Below are 20,722 nucleotides of genomic sequence, written 5' to 3'. Positions count from 1 at the left end.
TTTTTCTATCTATTTTAATCCTTTAATGGTCATGTCCTTCACTGGCAGGAAGGCTTCACCTGTATCCAGATAATTTACGTCCACCTGATCGCCTTCCTGCAGATAAATGGCCATCGGCACGGTTTCAGATGAAACCACATAGCTCTGGCGGTTATCGAGAAGGAACGATATGACAGTGTAATCACCGGACTTCTCCTTGTACACTCGAAGTACAGATCCGTTCACCTGTTTTTCCTCTGCCTTCGAGCTTCCGTCTACAGTGCCTCCGCCTCGCTGCAATGCAGTTTTATAGGAACGCAATGCTTCATTTGGCGTTGTACCATAAGCCGATATTTCCGGATTGGCTGCAGATACAATAAAGTAGTTCTGCAGGAATCCGTTGGCATCAAGAACAGGCGTCAGCCAGCTCGCTTCACCGTAGAAGTTATACAGAACAGGCATTTCACCGCTCCATTTTTTCTCGATAAATTTCTTTTCGATAATCTGCAGGGCACCCTGGGAGTCCATATATGATTCCTCGAGATTGCCTGTATAGAAGGTGGCCTGACCTGTCCTTGAATTTGTCAGAGAATAGCCAAGCATCGAATCTACGCCTTCTTTTGGACTTGTAAAATCAGTGAAGTAGTACATGTCACCATTTTCATCAAAAATCGGACTCACATTGGCCTCCGTTCCTTCATCAGATGGAAGCCTTACATCTGATTTTCCAAATTTGCTGTTCCAGAAGCCATGGACATAATTCCCGAAATAACTATTTTGCAGACTGACCGTTTCAGGAGAGACTGCTCCATCAATAAAAGCCGGCACATCGGCAAGTTTATAAGACTTTGTCTGTCCGTTCAGCGGGTCAACCATGACGATGCCTTTAACATCAAAGCCATTTCTCGCTGAAATAAACTCTCCATAAGAACGGATATAAAACGGCTTTCCGTCTTCATCCACTTCCAGCTGCACATCTCCGTAAAAAATCGCCTGTGGATACTGCATCCGGATATGGCGCTCTATATTTTTATTAAAATAAGAGGATGGTGTATACACCATATCGCTTTTCACAAACTTTGGATTAGCTGTGGAATCAGTGGCGCTAATAGTAAAATAGCCTGGTGTCTTATCTCCATTCCACCATTTGAAAAAGCCGGAAAACTCTACAGGAGCTATATACACATACTCTCCATTGACTTTTTGGATCTGCAGGCTGCCGAGTTCGTAATAGCTCGTGTTGGGAACCTGCCCGAAAGCCTTCTTCATTTTATTGCGGGCAAACTTCGGCGGCACGCTTGCAGGTGTTTCTTTTTCATCAAATGTCTCAATCTCCGTTTTTTCCTTCATTTTGGCACTCTCATATTTTTCATCTGCATTGAAGAGGAAAGCGGTCAGAAAGAAAATTCCTGCTATCAGGCTGACGGCAAACACACCGGTTTTGATCATTCGTTCCCTGCCTGTCGCAAGAACGGCTCCAATTAATGAAGCGATAACCGCTAACAGCCATAAACTGGTCAGGTTTCGGTCCAGATTGGAGAAATAATACACAGCAAAAACAAGCAGCACAGATACTGCGGCTGTGGCGGCCATAATTCCGGTTCCCCGTTTCCTGCCTTCCTTTTCCTTGGATTTATAGCTGAACGGTATCAGCAGGATAGAAATCGCCAGTCCGGCTATGAGTGAAAAAATAAATATATTTCCCATTATGAATCTCCCCTAATAAAAAGTTCGTTACTATCTGTTACGGATGAAAAACAAAAAAGTTTCATAAAGCTGATCTTTAAGTGTTCTTGAGCAGCATCCCAGCATAATTCTTAAAAGAAGGATTCTTCCGGCTCGAACCAGAATAGGATTAGCATTCCCATATGAAGGAGATTTTTCATGATTACATATGAATGGGCTATACCGGACCAGGATCAGTTATTTCAGTTATATGAACTTGACGGCTGGAATGATTTTTTGAAGATGCCAAAAGAAAAATTGTATAAGGCGATGGAGGGGAGCTTGCTTGTAATCAGTGCCTATGATGGAGAGAGCCTGGTCGGGACAGGACGAATTATTTCAGATGGAGTGATCAATGCATATCTTTGCGGATTAATCGTCGATCCTGATTTCCGCAGCCAGGGCATTGGCAAGGAAATGGTGCGAAGGCTTGCAGAAGAGTGCGCTAAGGCCAGTCTCCATTTACAATTGCTCGCCGAGGAAGACAAAGCAGGCTATTATGAAAAGCTGGGATTTGAAATTTTTACATTAGGCTTAAAGTATAAGACTTCAGGCTAAAGCAGTAGATGCTTTCAGCCGGAACGGTGATTCAGCTTATTGTGTCAGGTCTTAAAATGGTTAATGTAACCAGTATGAGAACGGAGGCAATTTCATGGAAAAATATATATGCAAAACATGTGGAACACAATTTCCGCCAGCTGCACATCAGCCTGAAAGCTGTCCCATTTGCCTGGAAGAGCGCCAGTACGTTGGACCCCGCGGCCAGGAATGGACAACATTGCATGCAATGATTGTAAGCCAAGATTATACGAATGAAATAAAGCAGGAGGAACCACACCTTTACAGCTTGAAAACAGCCCCGGAGTTTGCCATCGGCCAGACAGCCTACCTTGTTCAGCAAAATGGCTTTAATCTGTTGTGGGATTGCATTACCTATCTTGATGAGCACACGATTGAAACCATAAAAGAATTAGGCGGAATTAACGCAATTGCACTGTCCCATCCTCATTATTACTCAGCCCAGGTTGAATGGGCGGAAGCATTCAATGTGCCGATTTATATCCATGAGGATGATAGGGAGTGGGTAATGAGGAATAGTGAGCACATCATTTTCTGGAGCGGTGAAAGTCTGAAGCTTCATGATGGCCTGGTCATCTATCGCATGGGCGGCCATTTTAAAGGCGGTGCTGTCCTTCATTGGGAAAAGGGGAATGAGGGGAAAGGCATCATGCTGACTGGCGACATAATTCAGGTCGTTGCGGACAGGGCTTGGGTCAGCTTCATGTACAGCTACCCGAACCTCATTCCGCTTCCCGCCGAAACCGTTGAACGGATAGCCGGCAAAATCAAACCGCTGTCATTTGACCGGATTTACAATGCGTTTCACAGAGTGGTAGAAAAAGAGGCAGACCTTGCTGTTCAACGGTCAGCTGAGCGATATGTCAAAGCTGTCAGGGGCGAGCTTTTTCAGACCTGATGCTGGCTGTTAATATAAAAATTTAGTAAAATAAGGTAATAGAATAGGAGGGGACGAGATGTTAAAGAAACCTGAATCAAATGAGTATGCACCGTATTACGAGAAATATGTCAGCTCTATACCGGAAGGGGACCTTCTGCAGATCCTCGATGAACAAATGAGGGAAACAATGAATCTGGTTAAAGATCTGAAGGAAGACCAGGCCCAGTTCAGGTATGCTCCGGAAAAATGGACAATTAAAGAAGTGATCGGCCATATTACAGATACTGAACGCATCATGAGCTATCGAATGCTTTGCATTGGCAGAGGTGAGAAGGCTGAGCTGCCGGGTTATGATGATAACCAGTATGTAAAGAATGGGAAATTTAACCGCTTCAGCATTAGGGAACTTTCAGCACAAATGTCCCAGGTTCGTCAAAATACGATTGCTTTACTGAAAAGCCTGGATGATGAGGCGCTGCTAAGGCGAGGGAATGCGAACGGCACCGAGGTAACCGCCAGGGCCATTGCGTATATCATTGCCGGCCATGAACATCACCACCGTACCTTAATCAAAGAACGGTATATGGGTGCAGAAAGCTACGGCAGAGTGAATGGATAAGCATGAACTGGCGAGCTGGCTGAAATCCCTTCTAATTGCCTTTGGAATTACATTGGTCATAAAGGTTTTTCTCTTTTCGCCGTACTATGTGGAAGGAGCATCCATGGATCCGACCCTTCATGATGAGGAAAAAATCTTTGTTAATAAATTTGAAGAATTGAACAGAGGCGATGTTGTCATCATCAGGGGCGATGAAAAAAACTATGTAAAAAGATTAATAGGTTTCCCTGGCGATGAACTGGAAATGAAGGATGACCAGCTGTATATTAACGGCCAGCAATGGGATGAAGACTACCTTGCTGAAAATCGCAAAGCAGCCGATGGGATTGTCAGCAAACTGACCGGTGACTTCGGCCCTCTGACGGTACCGAGTGATCATTATTACGTCATGGGTGACAACCGCCTGGTCAGCAGGGACAGCCGAAATGGACTCGGGTTTATAGAGAAAGAGCGGATTATTGGCGTCAGTAAATTTGTCTGGTATCCTTTTACAAGTATGAGGAAAGTAGAATAGAACCTAATTATTGAAAGAGAAAGGACGTTGTCCAAATGACCAAAATCGGATTAATCCGTCATGGAATCACCCCCTGGAATAAGGAAGGACGGGCACAGGGAAGCTCTGATATTCCCCTTCATGAAGAGGGGCTGGCTGAGGCCGAACGTCTGGCCGAACGGGTTAGCGGCGAAAACTGGGATGTGATTTACTCCAGTAATCTCCTGAGGGCAAAGCAGACGGCAGAAGTCATTCAGGAGAAAATCGGTTCGATTCCACTGCACCTTGATTCCCGAATAAGGGAAGTCAGTGGAGGAATGATTGAAGGAACAACCGAAGCAGAGCGTCTTGAGAAATGGGGCAAGAATTGGCGAGAAATGGACCTTGGTTTCGAGGCGAAAGAAAGTGTTTTGAAAAGAGGTCTTGGCTTCCTGCAGGAGATTGCAGAAAGGCATCCGGACGAGAACGTTTTGATCGTAAGCCACGGCTCCTTCATTCGCCATCTCCTAAGAGAAGTGGTTCCGCAGACAGATCTATCCACTCCGCCGAAAAACACCTCTATTACGGAACTGTTATTAAAGGAAAGCAAATGGAACTGCGAGTTGTATAATTGCACGAAGCATCTGGAAGCGGAGCAGATTGAATCAAAATAAACATCAAAAAAACAGCAGAATTTCCTGCTGTTTTTTTTAATCCTTATGTATTTCCGACTTATAATTCGGAAAGGTAAAAGTGAAAACAGTTCCTTTATCAACTTCGCTTTTGACCCGGACAGTGCCACTCATGGCCCTTACAATACTGAATACAACCATCATTCCAAGGCCGGTCCCTTTGGAGCCTTTAGTGGAATAATAGGGTTCTCCCAGGCGCTGAAGCTGTTCGGGAGTCATGCCCACGCCGGTGTCTTTTATTTCGATGGTGATCTGGCTGCTGCTATAGTGGGTCTCTATGTATAATTGCCCGCCGCGAGGCATAGCCTCAATTGAATTTTTAATGACATTCAAGAAGCATTGGTGGAATTTTTGCCGGTCTCCCTTAATCGATCCCAGGAGGGCAAAGTGGGCATTGATCTCGACGGAATTCTGGTTGGCTGTCGGTTTTAATATATTCATTACCTGCATAAGTTCTTTTTTTACATTAATTTCTTCGATCTTATCTAAAGATGGCTTGGAAAAAGTTAAATAGTTCTGGATGACCTGTTCAGCTGATTCCAGCTCAGCCTTCACAATGCTCAAATACTCCCCCCTTTTCCGCGGTGGCAGCCGCTGTTCCTGCAAAAGCTGCACAAATCCGATAGCAGCTGTCAGGGGGTTGCGGATTTCATGGGAGATGGCGGCACCCATTTGCTCGACAGCTTCAAGCTTTTCAGCCCGGACGAGATTCTCGCGCATATCCAGGTTTTTTTTAGCGAACTCAAATACATATGTAATCATAAAGACACCCAATGAAGGAATTATTAAATAAGCAAACCAGGCGTCGAACCGGTTTTGAGGGGGCACGCTAAATTCCATTACCAAGACCGTTGCTACACTTAAAAACATGGTAATGATGACCGAAAAGCGGATCCTTTTCCGTGGCGCCTGCTTCCAAAACCAGGGATAGAGCTTCCAAAGAATAATCCCTAAGGGTAAATATAAAAAAATATTAGAATAAAATCCAGGCTCTATTCCATAAAAACTTCTCATCAATATAACAGACCCGCCCAGTACGAGGCCTAATCCGGCATATAATCCGCCGATGATGACAGGTATCAATCGCAAATCAAAAAAGTAATGGGGGCTTGGCTGAAAGGAAAACTGAAAGCATATCCAGATCATAAACAAAAGCCATGCAAAGGAACAGACTTTGGAAAACCGGAATTTAGAGCTTTTTTCCGCCCATACAAGCACAATAAACAAGATAACCATCAAGAGCGATAGATTGAAGAAAAAATGCTTTGTGATTTCCACCGTTTCACCCCCCTCTTTATGAGGTTATAAGAAAATTCTATATTGTTTTACTATTATTGACAATACTCATTTGCTTTTTTTATATATTATTGTCAGAAAAAACAAAAATTTGGAGGCTGGCGGAACCAGTTTATTAAAAAATATATAATCTGTGAAAAGGTACCTGTCTGGATTCCTGTTGAGAGACTCAGATCAATTCCTGCTTTCTTTTATTTTGCAGTTTACCTCCTTCAATGTAGGGTACTTCAATTTATAGATACATACAGCGTAATCCGGAAGCATTTGCTTCTTCAATATAAGGAGGAATGAGCAATTGAAACAAGAGCAAAACAAAGGAGTAAATGAGCACAGTAAGGACAGGCAGCTTGAGGAGTTTCGCATGGATAATACAGGCAGGAAGCTAACAACGAATCAGGGTGTTAAGGTTTCAGAGGATGAGCATTCGTTAAAAGCCGGTTCCCGCGGTCCAACGCTGATGGAGGACTTTCACTTTCGGGAAAAAATGACGCACTTTGATCATGAGCGCATCCCGGAGCGGGTTGTTCATGCCCGAGGTTTTGGCGCACATGGATATTTCCAGGTGTATGAATCCATGGCGGAATACACCCGGGCCAAGTTTCTGCAGGATCCATCTGTTAAAACCCCGGTCTTTGTCCGGTTCTCCACAGTTGCGGGCTCCCGCGGCTCCGCAGACTCTGTACGTGATGCCCGCGGCTTTGCTACTAAGTTTTACACAGAAGAAGGCAATTATGATTTAGTTGGCAACAATATTCCTGTGTTTTTCATACAGGATGCCATTAAGTTCCCGGATCTCGTTCATTCATTCAAGCCGGAGCCGCATAATGAAATGCCGCAGGCTTCAACAGCCCATGATACGTTCTGGGATTTTGCTGCCAACAATACTGAAACCGCCCATATGATCATGTGGACAATGTCAGACCGTGCCATTCCGCGCAGCTACCGCATGATGGAAGGCTTCGGTGTTCATACATTCCGGTTTGTGAACGAACAGGGAAAGGCGCGCTTTGTGAAATTCCACTGGAAGCCGGTTCTGGGCACGCATTCACTTGTTTTTGATGAAGCCCAAAAGCTTGCCGGAAAGGATCCGGATTTCCACCGGCGCGATCTTTGGGAAGCCATTGAAATGGGTGATTACCCTGAATTTGAGCTCGGTGTTCAGATGATTGATGAAGAAGATGAATTCTCCTTTGACTTTGATATTCTGGATGCAACAAAGCTGTGGCCGGAGGAAATGGTTCCGGTTAAAATCATTGGAAAAATGACCCTGAACCGGAATCAGGATAATGTGTTTGCTGAAACGGAACAGGCTGCATTCCATCCTGGCCATGTCGTACCGGGCATTGATTTTTCAAATGACCCATTGCTGCAGGGGCGGTTATTCTCCTATACAGACACCCAGCTGATACGCCTTGGAGGACCAAACTTCCATGAGATCCCGATTAATCGGCCGGTTTGTCCATTTCATAATAACCAGTATGATGGCTATCATCGCATGACGATCAACAAAGGGCCGGTTGCCTATCATAAAAACTCGATGCAGAATAATGATCCAAGTCCTGCCACAGCACAGGAGGGCGGCTATGTTCATTATCAGGAAAAGATCGAAGGCCGCAAGGTGCGCCAGCGCAGCGAAAGCTTCAGTGACCATTACAGCCAGGCAAAAATGTTCTGGAACAGCATGTCCCAAGTCGAAAAGGAGCATATTATCGAAGCCTTCCGTTTTGAAATTGGAAAGGTCCAGAATAAGGATGTGAAGCAGCAGGCAGTCGATATGTTCAGCAATGTAGATCTTTATCTGGCTGAACAAATTGCCCTTGGCGTGGGCGCAAAGGTGCCGGATGGTGCGGCTGAATCCAAAGTTACGCTATCTTCTCCTGCGTTAAGCCAAATGAATACAGCCAGATCAGCTAAGACCCGAAAAGTTGCCATTCTTGCTGATAATGGCTTCAACTATCAGGAAGTCAGCAGCGTAATGGAAGCTTTGAAAGCGGCTGGGGTCATGCCGGAAATTGTCAGCAAAAACCTGGGAATTATTAAAGGGGACGGCGGGGAGCTGGAAGTTATGAAAACCTTTCTGACCTCTCATTCGGTTATGTACGATGCTATCTACGCAGCAGGAGGGAAGGAAAGCGCAGAATCACTGAAAAAGGTGCCGCAGGCCAAGGAATTCGTCAGAGAAGCCTATGTGCATTTTAAGACGATTGCGTTTGGCGGCGAGGGAGCAGAATTGCTGCCCGCAGAAGCCTTAAACATGCTGGGGCAATCACATACGCTATCTGAAATGGGAATCGTTGAAATCAAAAGCGGCGATTCAGCCTCCAGTGAGAATTTAATCAACACCATTGCCATGCATCGCCATTGGGGACGTGCTATATAAACTTTAATGGAAGCCAGCTGCCTGTTCACGGGCGGCTGGCTTTTTTATGCTCTTATGAATGATAGGAGGCTCTCTATCCCATTTGGCCGGTAAAATAGCATAATAGGCAGGTGAATTTCCTGTTCTTTCCCCGTTCCAGCAGCTAACAGCATAAAAATTCCTCATTAAGCAGGTATTCTTTGCTTAAAATAAGAATCTTTACTAATCACCTGCCAAAAGAAAGCAAAAAATGACAGGCAGCCAAAAAGAGATAAAGATAGGATAATTATAAGGGAGTGTTCAGTAATGTCATGGATCGAATCACTGCAGAAGGCCATTGATTATATAGAAGAGCATTTGCTGGATGAAGATTTTTCAATCCAGAAGGCTGCAGAGGCAGCAAACGCCTCGGTATTCCATTTTCAGCGGACGTTTGCTATTCTGACAGATATGCCGGCTGGCGAATATATCCGGGGAAGAAAGTTAACTCTCGCAGCACAGGACCTGGTCTGCACAGACCTTAAAGTGATTGATCTTTCCTATAAATATGGCTATGACACTCCGGAAGCTTTTACAAAGGCTTTCCGCAGGCAGCATGGCATGACCCCCACGGAAGCAAGGAAATATTCCGGAAAGCTGAAATCCTATAACCGCCTGGTAATCCAGGTGAGTCTGAAAGGGGCAGAACCGATGCAATATGCAATTGTTGAAAAAGAAGCTTTTCAAGTAGCAGGAATCAAAAAGGAGTTCTCTGTGGTCCATGAAGAAAATCTGGCCGGCATCCCGAAAATGTGGGATGAAGTGAACAGAAACGGCACCTCCGATAAGCTGTTCAAGCTGAATAATGGCGAAATTAAAGGGATTCTTGGCGTGTGTGTGGATAAGCGCAGTTCAAAACCAGACAGCATGGATTACTGGATTGCCGCAAGCTTTAAAGGCGCAAAGCCGGACAGTTTCGAAATCCTGGAAGTCCCGGCATCCAAATGGGCTGTATTTGAAGTCCATGGTGCCATGCCTCATGCCATACAGAACGCCTGGAAAAAAATCTTCTCGGAATGGTTCCCATCCAGCGGCTATGAACATGCCGCTGCACCTGAAATGGAAGTGTATACTGCCGGTGATGCATCCAGTCCGGATTATTATTCAGAGATCTGGATTCCGGTAAAATAACCAGCAAGAAACCTGCAGAGTTCAAATCTGCAGGTTTCTTCATCTACACCTTCTTCTTCGGAATCTTCCCAATCCCTAGCTCCTTCGCTTCTTTCTGCAGAGCCTTGATCAGACTGAAGGTCATTAAAGCCATGATAACGGAAAATGGAAGAGCGGCTGCAATCATTGTATTCTGCAATGCTTGAAGTCCGCCGGAATAAAGCAGTGCTAATGAAATGGCAGCAAGCAGGATTCCCCAAATCATTTTAATCTTATTGCCTGGATGGTGAGAGCCATTGGTAGTCATCATACCCAAAACATATGTGCCGGAGTCGGCAGAGGTAATAAAAAACGTACACACGAGTAAGATGGCAATGATTGAAAGGACTGTTCCCAATGGGAAATTTGAAAACACACCAAACAATGCTTCCTCAGTAGCCATTTCTGAAATTTTGGCAACACCGTTATGTTCCTGCATAATCGCAGTTCCGCCAAAAGTTGCAAACCATATGAAGCCTATCAGTGACGGCACAAGGAGGACACCAAAAACGAATTCCCGGATTGTTCTTCCTTTTGAAACACGGGCGATAAAAATCCCTACAAATGGTGCCCAGGCAATCCACCAGGCCCAGTAAAAGATCGTCCAGCTATTAATCCATTCCCTAACCTCCGTATTTAATGGCGCAATTCGCAGGCTCATGCCAGGAAGGTTCTGCAGATAAGACCCAAGTGTATTGGTGAATAGGTTTAAAATGAATAAGGATGGTCCCAGAAAAAAAGTGAGAACGAAAAGAATAGCTGCTAAAATCATATTGGCATTGCTAAGAATTTTAATGCCTTTTCCTAGTCCGGACCAGGCGGATATCATGAAAAGAACCGTAACAATGACGACAATAATGAACTGGACCATAATGCTGACAGGTATGCCAAAAAGATAAGAGAGGCCTCCGTTAATCTGAACAGCTCCAAATCCCAGTGTCGTAGCTACACCAATTACTGTTGCAACGACTGAAAGAATATCAATAATCTTCCCTGCAGTTCTCTGAGTATGATCGCCTAAAATTGGTTTCAAAGTGGCACTGATTAATCCAGGTTCCCCATGGCGGAAGTTAAAGTAAGCCAGCACAAGCGCCACTATGCCATAAATGGCCCAAGCATGGATACCCCAGTGAAAATAGGTATATCTCATGGCATTTCTAATGGCTTCGTCCGTCCCCACTTCGCCGCCGGTTGGTGAACCGACTGCATAGTGATAAATCGGTTCAGCTGCACCCCAGAAAACCAGCCCGATTCCCATTCCGGCGCTGAACAGCATGGCAAACCACGTTGGACGTGAGAACTCCGGCTTATCATCCGGCTTCCCAAGCTTGATTCTTCCTAAAGGGCTGATTAAAAAATATAAACAAACAATGACAATAAAAGAAACTAGAATTAAATAATACCAGCCGAATTTATCAGTGATAAAGGCCTGTATATTGGCTGTCACACCCTCCAGAGAATCCGGTGCAAACACACCAAATAAAACAAGCAATAATAAGATTCCGGCCGATATATAAAAAACCATTAAATTCTTTTTCACATGCAATCCCCTTTCTCATGCTGCTTCCTTTAGGATTAAATAGATGGCAATTAATTATGCGGAGGAAAAGAATATTTAAAGGAAAATACCATCTGCTGAAGAAAGCTACATGTATATGGACAAGGAGGTAAATGTATGCTGACGTTGTTTCGCTATAATTGGCAAGTGCGCGATGAGTGGTTTGACTGGTGCTCTCAACTCACTGCCGAAGAGCTGAATGCCAACCGGACTGGAGGAGTTGGAGGAATTCTTGAAACCCTCTTTCATATCGCAGACGTAGAATACAGCTGGATTTGTGTGATACAGGGCAAGGAAGTGAAAGATCCCCTCTTTTCCGACTTTGCTCGATTGGATAAAGTAATGGCGCTTTCCGGAGAATACCGCAGGGAGGTAGAAACCTTTTTTCAAGAGGAATGGCCAGTGCCGTACAATGAGTTTGTTACACCGCCATGGACGGAGAGGCAATATAAAAAGGGAGATATCTTGAACCATGTAATCGCCCATGAAATCCATCATATTGGACAGCTGTCAGTCTGGGCAAGGGACCTGAATCTTCAGCCTGTATCAGCCAATTTGATCGGAAGGAGATTAATTGAATATGATCAGACAACTTACTGAACAGGATCATGAAAAATGCCTCAGTCTTTTAAAGCAGCAGCCTGCTGAGAATCTGTTCATTATTGGAGATATTGAAGCATACGGCTATGAGCATGACTTTCAAAAGGTGTGGGGGGAATTTGGAGAAGACGGCAGATTAAAGGCCGTTTTATTAAAATATGAAGAAAATTTCATTCCTTATGCAGCAGGAGACTTTAATGCCAAGGGATTTGCGGAGATAATGCTTGGTGACCCGAACCTTGGAATGATGTCCGGCCTAATAGCTGTAACGGCGAAAATTGAACCTTATGTTTCACATCGCATAAAAAGAAAAAGGGAAACATATTATGCAAAATGCATAAAGTTAATGGCAGAGGGTATTGAAGCATCAGCTGTGTGCCAGGCAGGCCCTGAAGATGCAGAACAGCTGGTGGAGCTTTTGAACAGTATACCTGAATTCAGCGATTCTGCTATTACTGTTGAACGAAGCGGAGGGGGCTAAGTGATGGGTCATCCCGATCCTTCTTTATCAAAGAGGGCGGGAAGATGGTCAGCACTGCTTCAACAACCGCTGAAAATTCCCTCTCAGCAATGGTTGTTGGTGTAGCAACAGACAGTGAATTCAAGAAGAAGGGCTATGCCACTCAGTGTATGGTCAAGCTCTGCCGCCAGCTTCTTTCGGAAAATAAAGAGCTTTGCCTGTTTTATGATAATCCAGGGCATTTTGTTGTGGGCAAATTTAAAAAAAACTCAGCAAATAGGACATATATCACCGAATTAATTTTTTAACTTCCATAAAATAGTGTTTGGGGGATTTTGAATATTTTATGGGAGGGGTAGGAATGTATCAGCTTATTGCCATGTATGCTACGGTTTTCTTTGTCTTTCTGCTGGCGCTGGCTTTTGCGTTTGTTTACGGAGAATCCAGGCGAAGCGGTGAATATCGCGCCATCCAGCAAAAAGGATATAAAATCAGGAAGTTCTATTTTCTGGGTCTTGTTGCAATTATGGCTTTTGTCACTGTCATGACGCTTGGCAGGCTGCCATATGACCGCAATCTGGCCGAAGCGGAAGGCTTAAATGAAACAAAGGCAGTAAAGGTAACTGGAATCCAATATGCGTGGGAAATAAGTGAGGAAAGGTTCGAAGTTGGGGATAAAGTTCGTTTTGATGTGACAGCCTCAGATGTTACCCACGGTTTCGGCTTATACAATGAAAAAATGGAGCTTGTCGCCCAGACACAGGCGATGCCTGAATATACAAATACAGTTTATTATACTTTTGAAGAACCTGGAACGTATCAAATATTATGTCTTGAATACTGTTCAACCGGACATCATGTGATGGTAAAAGAATTTGTGGTTGAACCGGAAGGGGGAGCCTCTGATGAATGATGCTGTTCACCCTTTAGCCAGGAAAGCAGTGATATGGCACCTGGCAGTGACTGCACTTGTTTTAATTCTGATGATGATATTTGGGGTTATTATGCTGATGAATCAGGGGGAAATGATCAGTATCACACCTCAGTGGTTTTATAAAATCATGACTGCACACGGAACAGGTATGGTTGGCATCGCGGCATTGGGCGGGACAGCCATTCTTTGGTATTTCCTTTCTAAATACGTAAAGCTGAATCCAGCCATTCTCATTGTAAACTTTGTCCTATTTCTAACCGGAGTCACGATGGTCCTCATCTCTATTTTTGTCTTTGACTTTTCCGATGGATGGACATTCTTATATCCGCTTCCTGCCAAGTCCGCTAAAATGTATGGGGCAGCAGGGGCAGTACTCTTCTTATCAGGCATGCTGATTCTCGGCATTGGCTTTTTGCTGCTGTACATGTATCTCGCTGCAAGGCTGACAGCAGTTTATGGAGGCCTTGGAATGGCGCTCGGATGGGATATTATTTTCAGGGGGAAGAAGGGATACGGGCCGCCTGCTGCTGTCGTGGCGACAGTCATGGTCATCATCACCAATTCGACTGCACTGATGGCAGGCGCGACTGTAATGGTGGCATCCCTGGTGAATATTATCAATCCAGCGATTACGATAGACCCGCTGCTTGCCAAACACCTTACCTATGCGTTCGGCCATATCTTTGCCAACTGCACCATCTACATGGCTGTTATAGCTGTCTATGAGGTTCTGTCAGAATATACAAAACGGCCGTGGAAAGCTAACAAAGTCTTTTTAATTGCTTGGAACTGCTCCACCCTTTTTACCTTAATGATTTATACTCACCATTTACTGATGGACTTTGCGGTCCCTAAATGGATGCTCATCATCGGACAGGTGTTTTCCTATGCAAATGGCTTGCCTGTTATGGTCGTTACAGCCTATGGTGCTCTGATGATAGTATACCGCTCTCGGATGAAATGGGACTTTGCCTCAAGCCTGTTTTTCCTTTCCATGTTTGGCTGGGTTGCAGGAGCAGTTCCCGCCATCATTGATGCCACTATTGTTGTCAACCATGTAATGCATAACACGAAATGGGTTCCAGGCCATTTCCATATGTATATGGGAATGGGTGTAGTCGCCATGATTATCGGGTTTATGTATTATTTTAATAAGACCGAAGGCAAACAGCAGCACAGGAGAATGGATACATTCACCATATCTCTCTATTTTGTCTTTTTTACCGGGCTCGCAGGCTCATTTCTTTATGCAGGCGGGATCAGTGCACCTAGAAGATGGGCAGAGCACCTGCCTCAATGGGTGCTGTCCGATCAGGTTGGCGCCGTCAGCGGAATGTTTATCGTCCTGGCTGCGATCATCTTTACCGCCAGATTTTTTTCCGGCTTAAGAAGTGTCGGCACAAACGTTCCTTATCATAAAAAATCTGCTGCTGGCTGAACATCCAGGCTCTTGAGAAAATCTCCAGGTTCATTTTGTGGTACACTGATAATTAAGAAAATTCTTAAATTATGCAGGTGATCTATGAAGCAATTTAACTGGAAATTAGCGTCATTGCTGCTCACGGGGATTGGGATATCCAGATTAGGAGATTTCATATACCTGATTGCTATTAATTTGATTGTCTATGACTTAACCGGATCAGCAGCTGCTGTAGCAGGATTATGGATTATAGGTCCTATCACTTCCGTAATAACCAATTCATGGAGCGGAGGCATGATCGACCGGAAAAACAAAAAGAGGACTTTGATTTGGACCGACATAGCCAGGGCCCTGGGGGTAGCGCTGATTCCGTTTCTCAGTAACATCGGGTTTATCTATGCAGTCCTCCTTTTAATTAGCGTGGCAAAGGCTCTATTTATGCCGGCGTCCGCTGTGTATATAACCAAGCTTGTTCCGATTGAACGCAGAAAAAGGTTCAACTCCATCAACAGTCTTGTTGCCTCAGGTGCTTTCATTGTCGGACCTGCGATTGCAGGAGCCTTATTTTTGATTGAAACCATTGAAACAGCTGTCTTTATAAACGCTGCCTCCTTTGTCTTTTCAGCTGTTATCATATGGATTCTGCCGGATATGGATAAAGATTTGCCACCGTCTTCAATACAAGGGTCTGCCTATGAAACTCTCCGTGATGATTGGAAGCAGGTCATCTCATTTGGCAGGAGCGAGATTTTTATTCTATCTGTCTACGGATGCTTTCTGGCATTTGGTTTGTTCTCTCTTGCAATGGATTCACAGGAGGTTGTTTTTATCCAGGATGTTGTAGGTTTGACAGAAACGGATTATAGTTTTCTTGTCAGCATCAGCGGAATTGGCTTTGCACTGGGCGCCCTCTTTATCACCATCATTTCAAAAATGCTTAGCCTCAAGCAGCTCATGGGCTATGGCATGCTATTGACAGCAGCAGGTTATCTGATTTATGCATTGGCAGACTCCTTCATGACGGTTGCAGCTGGATTTATAATACTTGGCATTTTTAATGCTTTCTCAAGTGCGGGATATCAAACCTTTTATCAGAATAATGTACCTGTGGAAATCATGGGCAGAATGACCAGTGTGTTAGGTGTCATACAAAGTTTGGCTCAAATTATACTGCTATTGGGAATCGGTGTTCTCGGAGATCTGTTTCCGCTCCGCTATACAATTGTCATTTCAGCAGTCCTCAATTTACTTCTTTCTTTTTATGTCTGCTGGCAGCTTTTAAAGCCGGGGAAGCAGCAGTATTTTTCAGAAACAACGTCCACTTAAAAACAAACATAGATCCAAATTATCTGAAATTTATTTAGGTGCTGCTGATGCAGCATTTTTTATTGAACAAAAGGGGCAGGTTAGTTGAAGAAAGAATAATTAAATCTTTATTGAATATCAATAGGTGAATGTTAGATAGAAAAAAAGAGAGTTCAATTTTAGGGACAGTCATTGCAGTTTGTTTAAGATGATTAAATACAATCTTTTTAAAATGGAGGCCATAGGAAGAATATCAAAAGATAGTTACAAATACCAAGAAGAATCGAGGAGATAAAATAAATGAAAAAACCGGTCATTCGAACTAATATAGATTCAAGTGATTTAAAACGAATGCAGAAACTTACACAAGCTATATGGTCACTGGAATCTAATTACCATATTGGCGATTTAGCTTGGCAACGCCATCGACACGCTGGGCGTGAGGATGAATGGATTACTGCAATTTGGGAAATGGATGATAAGCCAGTGGCTTGGGGTTGGGTAAAACTACCTGGCAGTTTAATGTTTCAAGTTGATCCTAATTTTACTGAATTATCTAAGGATGTCATTGATTGGTTTGATAAAATAACTGAAACCAATGAACAAAGGGTTACCGTCCTAGAAACTGAGTCTCATCTTATTTCAGCCTTAGAAGATTCTTTATTCAACCCAGTAGAAGAAACTCCTGAAGTATTAACAAAAATTTCATTGGATAGCTGTCCTTTCCCTGTTAAATTGCCTGATAAGTTTAAAGCTCGACATATCAAGGGCTCTGAAGATTTAAAGAAACGAGTGGCAGTACATAGGGCTGCATTTCAATCATTAAGAGTCACAGAAGAAAGTTACTTGAATGTTATGAATGCCTATCCTTACGATTCATCTCTTGACTGGGTAATAGAATCCCCAAATGGCGAGTTAGTAGCATTTTGTTTAATTTGGTTTGATGAAATTAACAAGGTTGGATTACTGGAACCTGTGGGAGCGGATCCGAGATTTTGGAGAATGGGGTTAGCTAGCTCGGTTTGTAAGCTTGCTCTCAATGCGTTGAGTGAAAAAGGAGCAAAAACTGCAATTGTTGTTTGTACTTCCCCGGATACCTATGAATTTTACAAGTCTATTGGGTTTGAACAATTTGCCCAAACAAAATCATTTCATCGTCTTAGAAATACAAATAATAATTAATCTCTAATTAAAAATTGGAGGAAACTCCCCTTTAAGTTTAATAAACTTCGCTTTTCTTCTACAACTAACGGGGGCAATTACTTAATAAAATTCTATAAAACTAGTATATTTTTTAGTTTTCAGGCGGATAATGTTAATAATAGAACGGTCAGGGAGTTGTTCATTATGCTTGTATCTGAAGCCTGGAATCTTTATAAAGCAGATAAACAAATTCAGGGATATTCCTCTCAAACCTTAAAGGTATATAAAGTGCAAATGTCTTTATTAATCAAGTACTTTGGAGATATTAAAATCACTGATATTACAACAGAATCCATTAAATTTTATCTTGGAGAAGTTGCTGCAGAGTTAAAAGCTTCTAGTCTCTGTCATCGGATACGTTTTATAAAATCATTGTTTAAATGGGCTCAAGAAGAGAAATACGTTTCGATTAACCCGGTATCTACTATTAAAGAACCTAAGCCAGAAAGTAGAATTCCTAAGTTTCTTACGGAAGAGGAAATTGAGTTACTTCGTGAAGCATGTAAAACAACTTTTGAGAAAGCTTTATTTGAATTTATGTATTCAACAGGCTGTAGGATAGGAGAAGTTGTCAACTTAGATAAGCACTCAATAAATATGGCAGAACAATCCGTTATCGTTTTTGGAAAAGGAAAAAAAGAAAGAGAAGTGTATTTTAATACTCGATGTAGTATTTGGTTAAAAAGATATCTAGAAGAAAGAGCTGATGATCAACAAGCTTTGTTCGTAACGATTCGAGCACCACACCGAATGAGTATTGCACAGATGAGATATGTAATAAAACAAATTTCTAAAAGAGCGGGAATAAATAAATGCATTCATCCACATCAACTTCGGCATAGTTATGCAACAACACTCATTAATAATGGAGCACCGTTAGAGGTCATACAGAATTTGATGGGACACGAAAAGAGCGAAACCACCAGAGTATACGCTTATCTAAGTGGACATTTGAGACGTGAGCTATATAAGAAATTCTTTTAGGTGCTGCTTGATGCAGCATTTTTTATTGTGCGATAGGCAGGTTTGTTGAACAAGGAAATATGAAAAAGACGTTGAAATATTAAGTTAAGAATCTAATTTTTTTAACTGCTGTTATTAAGGGTAGCTTATTTTTCTGAGGTTTTTTTGATTGATATAAAATGGGGGGATTAATTTGCCAAAAGGATTGCTTCACCATATCGAGTTGTACGTATCAAATTTGGGTAAATCGGTGGAATTTTGGGGATGGTTTCTTCAGGAATTAGGGTATAGTTCTTTTCAAAAATGGGATGGAGGGCAAAGCTGGAGACTAGGTGAAACCTATATTGTGTTTGTGCAGGCAGAGGAACGTTTCCTTGATATTCAATATCATAGATGCCGAGTAGGCCTGAATCATCTAGCATTTTTTGCTGAATCACGCGGTCACGTTGATGAAATAACGAAAATCCTGGAATCAAAAGAGATTAATATCCTTTATAAAAACAAACATCCATTTGCTGGAGGAAATAGTCATTACGCAGTATATTTTGAAGACCCTGACAGGATTAAAGTTGAATTGGTAGCTCCTTAATGCAATAGGGTGCCTTATTTTTAACAAACTGGGCAGGTTAGTTTAAGAAAGTTATTGAAAACTAAATTTCATTATGATACATTTAATGGAAATTAGAGGTGAGTATATATGCTTTCATTCAAGATAAATTTCTCGTTCTCACAACTACATCATCATATCTTGTAGCCTTGCTATTCGATTTATAAAAATCGTAAATAGGAAGGCTATTTATCATTAAACCGTATTTGATTAAGTTAAACACTTAAATCAAGTGCGGTTTTTATTTTTATAAAAACTTTGGAGGTAATAAAAATGAAGAAAATGGATTATCAAAATGTAAAGGGTACACAAGATTACTTACCGAATGCTGAAGTTATTAGAAGAGACATTAGAAGGACATTAGAAGACGTATTCATCCAATATGGATGTAAGCCCTTGGAAACCCCTATTTTAAACTACGCGGAACTACTTGCTTCTAAATACGGTGGTGGTGCTGAAATTTTAGAAGAAATGTATACATTAACTGATAGAGGTGAAAGAGACTTAGCTTTACGATATGATCTCACTATACCGTTTGCAAAAGTTTTTGCGATGAACCCGACGCTTAAGATGCCTTTTAAGCGATATGAAATTGGTAAAGTATTTAGAGATGGACCAATAAAAACAGGAAGGTTCCGAGAATTTACACAATGTGATGTTGATATTGTAGGTGTAGATTCACAAATAGCCGAAGCTGAATTAATGGTAATGGCATTGGACGCATTTAGAAAGCTTAATTTAAAGGTAACTATCCAATACAACAATCGAAAATTACTCACTGGAATGCTTGATGTATTTGGTACAGAATCTCAAAAAATTAATAAAGTAGTTTTAATTCTAGATAAGCTTGAAAAAGTTGGATTTGGAGCAGTAACATCCGAACTTAATGATCTAGGATTATCAAATTCAACCATAACCTTAATTAAACAGTTTTTAACTGATGAAAGGAATTCAACTCTCAGCTATTTTGAATTATTTTCCAAACAAAATGAAGAGGTAAGGCAAGGTTTAAATGAATTAAAAGAGCTGACATCCTATCTAGAATTTCTATGTATTAATGAACAGTGCATTTTTAATCCATTCTTAGCAAGAGGTTTAGAGATCTACACTGGAACTATTTATGAGATATTCTTATCTGACCAATCTATAAAATCAAGTATTGGAAGTGGCGGAAGATACGATAATGCAATAGGTGGGTTAATAGGTTCAAATGAAAACTTCTCAACAGTAGGAATATCATTCGGCTTAGATGTAATTTATACGGCTATGAGTACATCCGAGAAGGAATTAAGAGAGAATCCGCATATAGATTATTATATAGTTCCACTAGGCACTCAAAAAGAATCCTTGTTGGTAGCAAATTATTTAAGAGATAAAGGCTATAAAGTCGAATATGAAATGAGCAATAAAAAGTTAGGCAAGGCTCTTGATAAAGCAAACAAAGAGAAGGTCCCTTACGTGATAATTATTGGAGAGAATGAGGTAAAAAATAATCAATTCAAAATAAAAGATATGTTATCAGGTGTCGAAAGGGTTGAATCGTATCTGTTTAAATGATTTAAAAATCTCATTCAAGTAGCCTGTACTTATTTTCAGAATCAGCTGCCAAACCCAGGTGGCTTTTTCTTATTTAACAATCGGGGCAGGTTAGTTAAGGAAACTTGAAATTATGTTAAAATTTCATACATTAGGAATACTGTAAAATTAAACATATTGGGGGAACTAAAATTGAGTAGAATTGCTAAAACTTTTCAACCACCTTACTATGCGGTTATATTTTCTTCACAGCGAACTGAAGGTGACAGAGGTTACGGAAAAATGGCGGAAAAAATGGTAGAGTTAGCTTCTCAACAGATGGGATTCTTAGGTGTAGAAAGTGCAAG

At 42.1% G+C, this 20,722-nt stretch carries 18 protein-coding genes and 2 pseudogenes; 17 read left to right on the top strand and 3 right to left on the bottom strand.

Annotation, left to right across the window (positions count from 1 at the left end):
* Nucleotides 1-9 precede the first annotated feature (9 nt).
* Nucleotides 10-1,686 carry a hypothetical protein gene (locus tag AC6CHU_RS15145; RefSeq protein WP_159862125.1) on the bottom strand — a complete coding sequence of 559 codons (1,677 nt, stop codon included), beginning with the start codon at nucleotides 1,684-1,686 and terminating at the stop codon, nucleotides 10-12.
* A 177-nt stretch (nucleotides 1,687-1,863) separates the two neighbouring features.
* Between AC6CHU_RS15145 and AC6CHU_RS15140 the strand changes: the two genes are divergently transcribed.
* The 5 genes from AC6CHU_RS15140 to AC6CHU_RS15120 all read left to right on the top strand — a co-directional run bounded on the left by AC6CHU_RS15140 (nucleotide 1,864) and on the right by AC6CHU_RS15120 (nucleotide 4,928).
* Entirely contained in the window at nucleotides 1,864-2,262 is a 399-nt protein-coding gene (locus tag AC6CHU_RS15140; RefSeq protein WP_159862124.1) for a GNAT family N-acetyltransferase, read from the top strand.
* 94 nt (nucleotides 2,263-2,356) lie between these two features.
* Complete coding sequence (locus AC6CHU_RS15135; RefSeq protein ID WP_498122204.1) at nucleotides 2,357-3,181, top strand: MBL fold metallo-hydrolase; 825 nt, start codon at nucleotides 2,357-2,359, stop codon at nucleotides 3,179-3,181.
* A 58-nt stretch (nucleotides 3,182-3,239) separates the two neighbouring features.
* Nucleotides 3,240-3,782, top strand: a complete 543-nt coding sequence (locus tag AC6CHU_RS15130; RefSeq protein ID WP_251283292.1) for a DinB family protein — start codon at nucleotides 3,240-3,242, stop codon at nucleotides 3,780-3,782.
* Nucleotides 3,775-4,296: a signal peptidase I gene (gene lepB, locus AC6CHU_RS15125; protein ID WP_498122202.1), complete on the top strand. Its 522-nt coding sequence runs from the start codon at nucleotides 3,775-3,777 to the stop codon at nucleotides 4,294-4,296. Before AC6CHU_RS15130 ends, lepB begins: the two co-directional genes overlap by 8 nt.
* Before the next feature lie 35 nt (nucleotides 4,297-4,331).
* Nucleotides 4,332-4,928, top strand: a complete 597-nt coding sequence (locus tag AC6CHU_RS15120; RefSeq protein ID WP_498122200.1) for a histidine phosphatase family protein — start codon at nucleotides 4,332-4,334, stop codon at nucleotides 4,926-4,928.
* Between the two features lie 36 nt (nucleotides 4,929-4,964).
* Here the strand turns inward: AC6CHU_RS15120 and AC6CHU_RS15115 are convergent, their stop codons facing one another.
* Entirely contained in the window at nucleotides 4,965-6,224 is a 1,260-nt protein-coding gene (locus AC6CHU_RS15115) for an ATP-binding protein (protein ID WP_159862120.1), read from the bottom strand.
* 313 nt (nucleotides 6,225-6,537) lie between these two features.
* Here AC6CHU_RS15115 and AC6CHU_RS15110 point away from each other — a divergent pair, with 313 nt between their 5' ends.
* The gene (locus tag AC6CHU_RS15110; protein WP_159862119.1) at nucleotides 6,538-8,622 is read left to right on the top strand and encodes a catalase; all 2,085 of its coding nucleotides are present in this window, start codon (nucleotides 6,538-6,540) and stop codon (nucleotides 8,620-8,622) included.
* A 285-nt stretch (nucleotides 8,623-8,907) separates the two neighbouring features.
* On the top strand, nucleotides 8,908-9,771 hold the full coding sequence (locus AC6CHU_RS15105) for an AraC family transcriptional regulator (RefSeq protein WP_498122198.1): 864 nt from the start codon (nucleotides 8,908-8,910) through the stop codon (nucleotides 9,769-9,771).
* Nucleotides 9,772-9,814: 43 nt separating this feature from the next.
* Here AC6CHU_RS15105 and AC6CHU_RS15100 read toward each other — a convergent pair whose 3' ends face one another.
* On the bottom strand, nucleotides 9,815-11,329 hold the full coding sequence (locus AC6CHU_RS15100) for a glycine betaine uptake BCCT transporter (protein ID WP_498122196.1): 1,515 nt from the start codon (nucleotides 11,327-11,329) through the stop codon (nucleotides 9,815-9,817).
* 135 nt (nucleotides 11,330-11,464) lie between these two features.
* Here AC6CHU_RS15100 and AC6CHU_RS15095 point away from each other — a divergent pair, with 135 nt between their 5' ends.
* The 10 genes and pseudogenes from AC6CHU_RS15095 to AC6CHU_RS15050 all read left to right on the top strand — a co-directional run.
* Nucleotides 11,465-11,947 (top strand): DinB family protein, encoded by a 483-nt coding sequence (locus AC6CHU_RS15095; RefSeq protein WP_498122194.1) that lies wholly within the window; start codon nucleotides 11,465-11,467, stop codon nucleotides 11,945-11,947.
* Nucleotides 11,928-12,715, top strand: a pseudogene (locus AC6CHU_RS15090) (GNAT family N-acetyltransferase). The gene AC6CHU_RS15095 and the pseudogene AC6CHU_RS15090 overlap by 20 nt, the downstream one beginning before the upstream one ends.
* Nucleotides 12,716-12,768: 53 nt before the next feature.
* On the top strand, nucleotides 12,769-13,320 hold the full coding sequence (locus AC6CHU_RS15085) for a cytochrome c oxidase subunit II (RefSeq protein ID WP_498122192.1): 552 nt from the start codon (nucleotides 12,769-12,771) through the stop codon (nucleotides 13,318-13,320).
* Nucleotides 13,313-14,779 (top strand): cbb3-type cytochrome c oxidase subunit I, encoded by a 1,467-nt coding sequence (locus AC6CHU_RS15080; protein ID WP_498122190.1) that lies wholly within the window; start codon nucleotides 13,313-13,315, stop codon nucleotides 14,777-14,779. The genes AC6CHU_RS15085 and AC6CHU_RS15080 overlap by 8 nt, the downstream gene beginning before the upstream one ends.
* 84 nt (nucleotides 14,780-14,863) lie before the next feature.
* On the top strand, nucleotides 14,864-16,087 hold the full coding sequence (locus AC6CHU_RS15075) for an MFS transporter (protein WP_498122188.1): 1,224 nt from the start codon (nucleotides 14,864-14,866) through the stop codon (nucleotides 16,085-16,087).
* A gap of 279 nt (nucleotides 16,088-16,366) precedes the next feature.
* Complete coding sequence (locus tag AC6CHU_RS15070; RefSeq protein ID WP_498122186.1) at nucleotides 16,367-17,248, top strand: GNAT family N-acetyltransferase; 882 nt, start codon at nucleotides 16,367-16,369, stop codon at nucleotides 17,246-17,248.
* A 165-nt stretch (nucleotides 17,249-17,413) separates the two neighbouring features.
* Nucleotides 17,414-18,253, top strand: coding sequence for a tyrosine-type recombinase/integrase (locus AC6CHU_RS15065; protein WP_498122184.1), 840 nt, complete (start codon nucleotides 17,414-17,416; stop codon nucleotides 18,251-18,253).
* Between the two features lie 172 nt (nucleotides 18,254-18,425).
* Complete coding sequence (locus AC6CHU_RS15060) at nucleotides 18,426-18,821, top strand: VOC family protein (RefSeq protein ID WP_498122182.1); 396 nt, start codon at nucleotides 18,426-18,428, stop codon at nucleotides 18,819-18,821.
* A gap of 291 nt (nucleotides 18,822-19,112) precedes the next feature.
* A complete protein-coding gene (locus tag AC6CHU_RS15055; protein ID WP_498122180.1) occupies nucleotides 19,113-20,396 on the top strand; it encodes a histidine--tRNA ligase in 1,284 nt (427 codons plus the stop codon).
* A gap of 171 nt (nucleotides 20,397-20,567) precedes the next feature.
* Nucleotides 20,568-20,722, top strand: a pseudogene (locus AC6CHU_RS15050) (antibiotic biosynthesis monooxygenase); the annotation flags it as partial.

Source organism: Cytobacillus sp. GQ23 (assembly GCF_059758675.1).
This window is presented reverse-complemented; position numbering and strand designations above follow the sequence as displayed.

What these genes read in the sequence shown, in the direction of transcription:
- AC6CHU_RS15130 (WP_251283292.1), top strand. Translation starts at nt 3,240, where the DNA reads ATGTTAAAGAAACCTGAATCAAATGAGTATGCACCGTATTACGAGAAA.
- AC6CHU_RS15145 (WP_159862125.1), bottom strand. Translation starts at nt 1,686, where the DNA reads ATGGGAAATATATTTATTTTTTCACTCATAGCCGGACTGGCGATTTCT.
- AC6CHU_RS15085 (WP_498122192.1), top strand. Translation starts at nt 12,769, where the DNA reads ATGTATCAGCTTATTGCCATGTATGCTACGGTTTTCTTTGTCTTTCTG.
- AC6CHU_RS15095 (WP_498122194.1), top strand. Translation starts at nt 11,465, where the DNA reads ATGCTGACGTTGTTTCGCTATAATTGGCAAGTGCGCGATGAGTGGTTT.
- AC6CHU_RS15120 (WP_498122200.1), top strand. Translation starts at nt 4,332, where the DNA reads ATGACCAAAATCGGATTAATCCGTCATGGAATCACCCCCTGGAATAAG.
- AC6CHU_RS15065 (WP_498122184.1), top strand. Translation starts at nt 17,414, where the DNA reads ATGCTTGTATCTGAAGCCTGGAATCTTTATAAAGCAGATAAACAAATT.
- AC6CHU_RS15105 (WP_498122198.1), top strand. Translation starts at nt 8,908, where the DNA reads ATGTCATGGATCGAATCACTGCAGAAGGCCATTGATTATATAGAAGAG.
- AC6CHU_RS15070 (WP_498122186.1), top strand. Translation starts at nt 16,367, where the DNA reads ATGAAAAAACCGGTCATTCGAACTAATATAGATTCAAGTGATTTAAAA.
- AC6CHU_RS15135 (WP_498122204.1), top strand. Translation starts at nt 2,357, where the DNA reads ATGGAAAAATATATATGCAAAACATGTGGAACACAATTTCCGCCAGCT.
- lepB (WP_498122202.1), top strand. Translation starts at nt 3,775, where the DNA reads ATGGATAAGCATGAACTGGCGAGCTGGCTGAAATCCCTTCTAATTGCC.
- AC6CHU_RS15055 (WP_498122180.1), top strand. Translation starts at nt 19,113, where the DNA reads ATGAAGAAAATGGATTATCAAAATGTAAAGGGTACACAAGATTACTTA.
- AC6CHU_RS15140 (WP_159862124.1), top strand. Translation starts at nt 1,864, where the DNA reads ATGATTACATATGAATGGGCTATACCGGACCAGGATCAGTTATTTCAG.
- AC6CHU_RS15075 (WP_498122188.1), top strand. Translation starts at nt 14,864, where the DNA reads ATGAAGCAATTTAACTGGAAATTAGCGTCATTGCTGCTCACGGGGATT.
- AC6CHU_RS15080 (WP_498122190.1), top strand. Translation starts at nt 13,313, where the DNA reads ATGAATGATGCTGTTCACCCTTTAGCCAGGAAAGCAGTGATATGGCAC.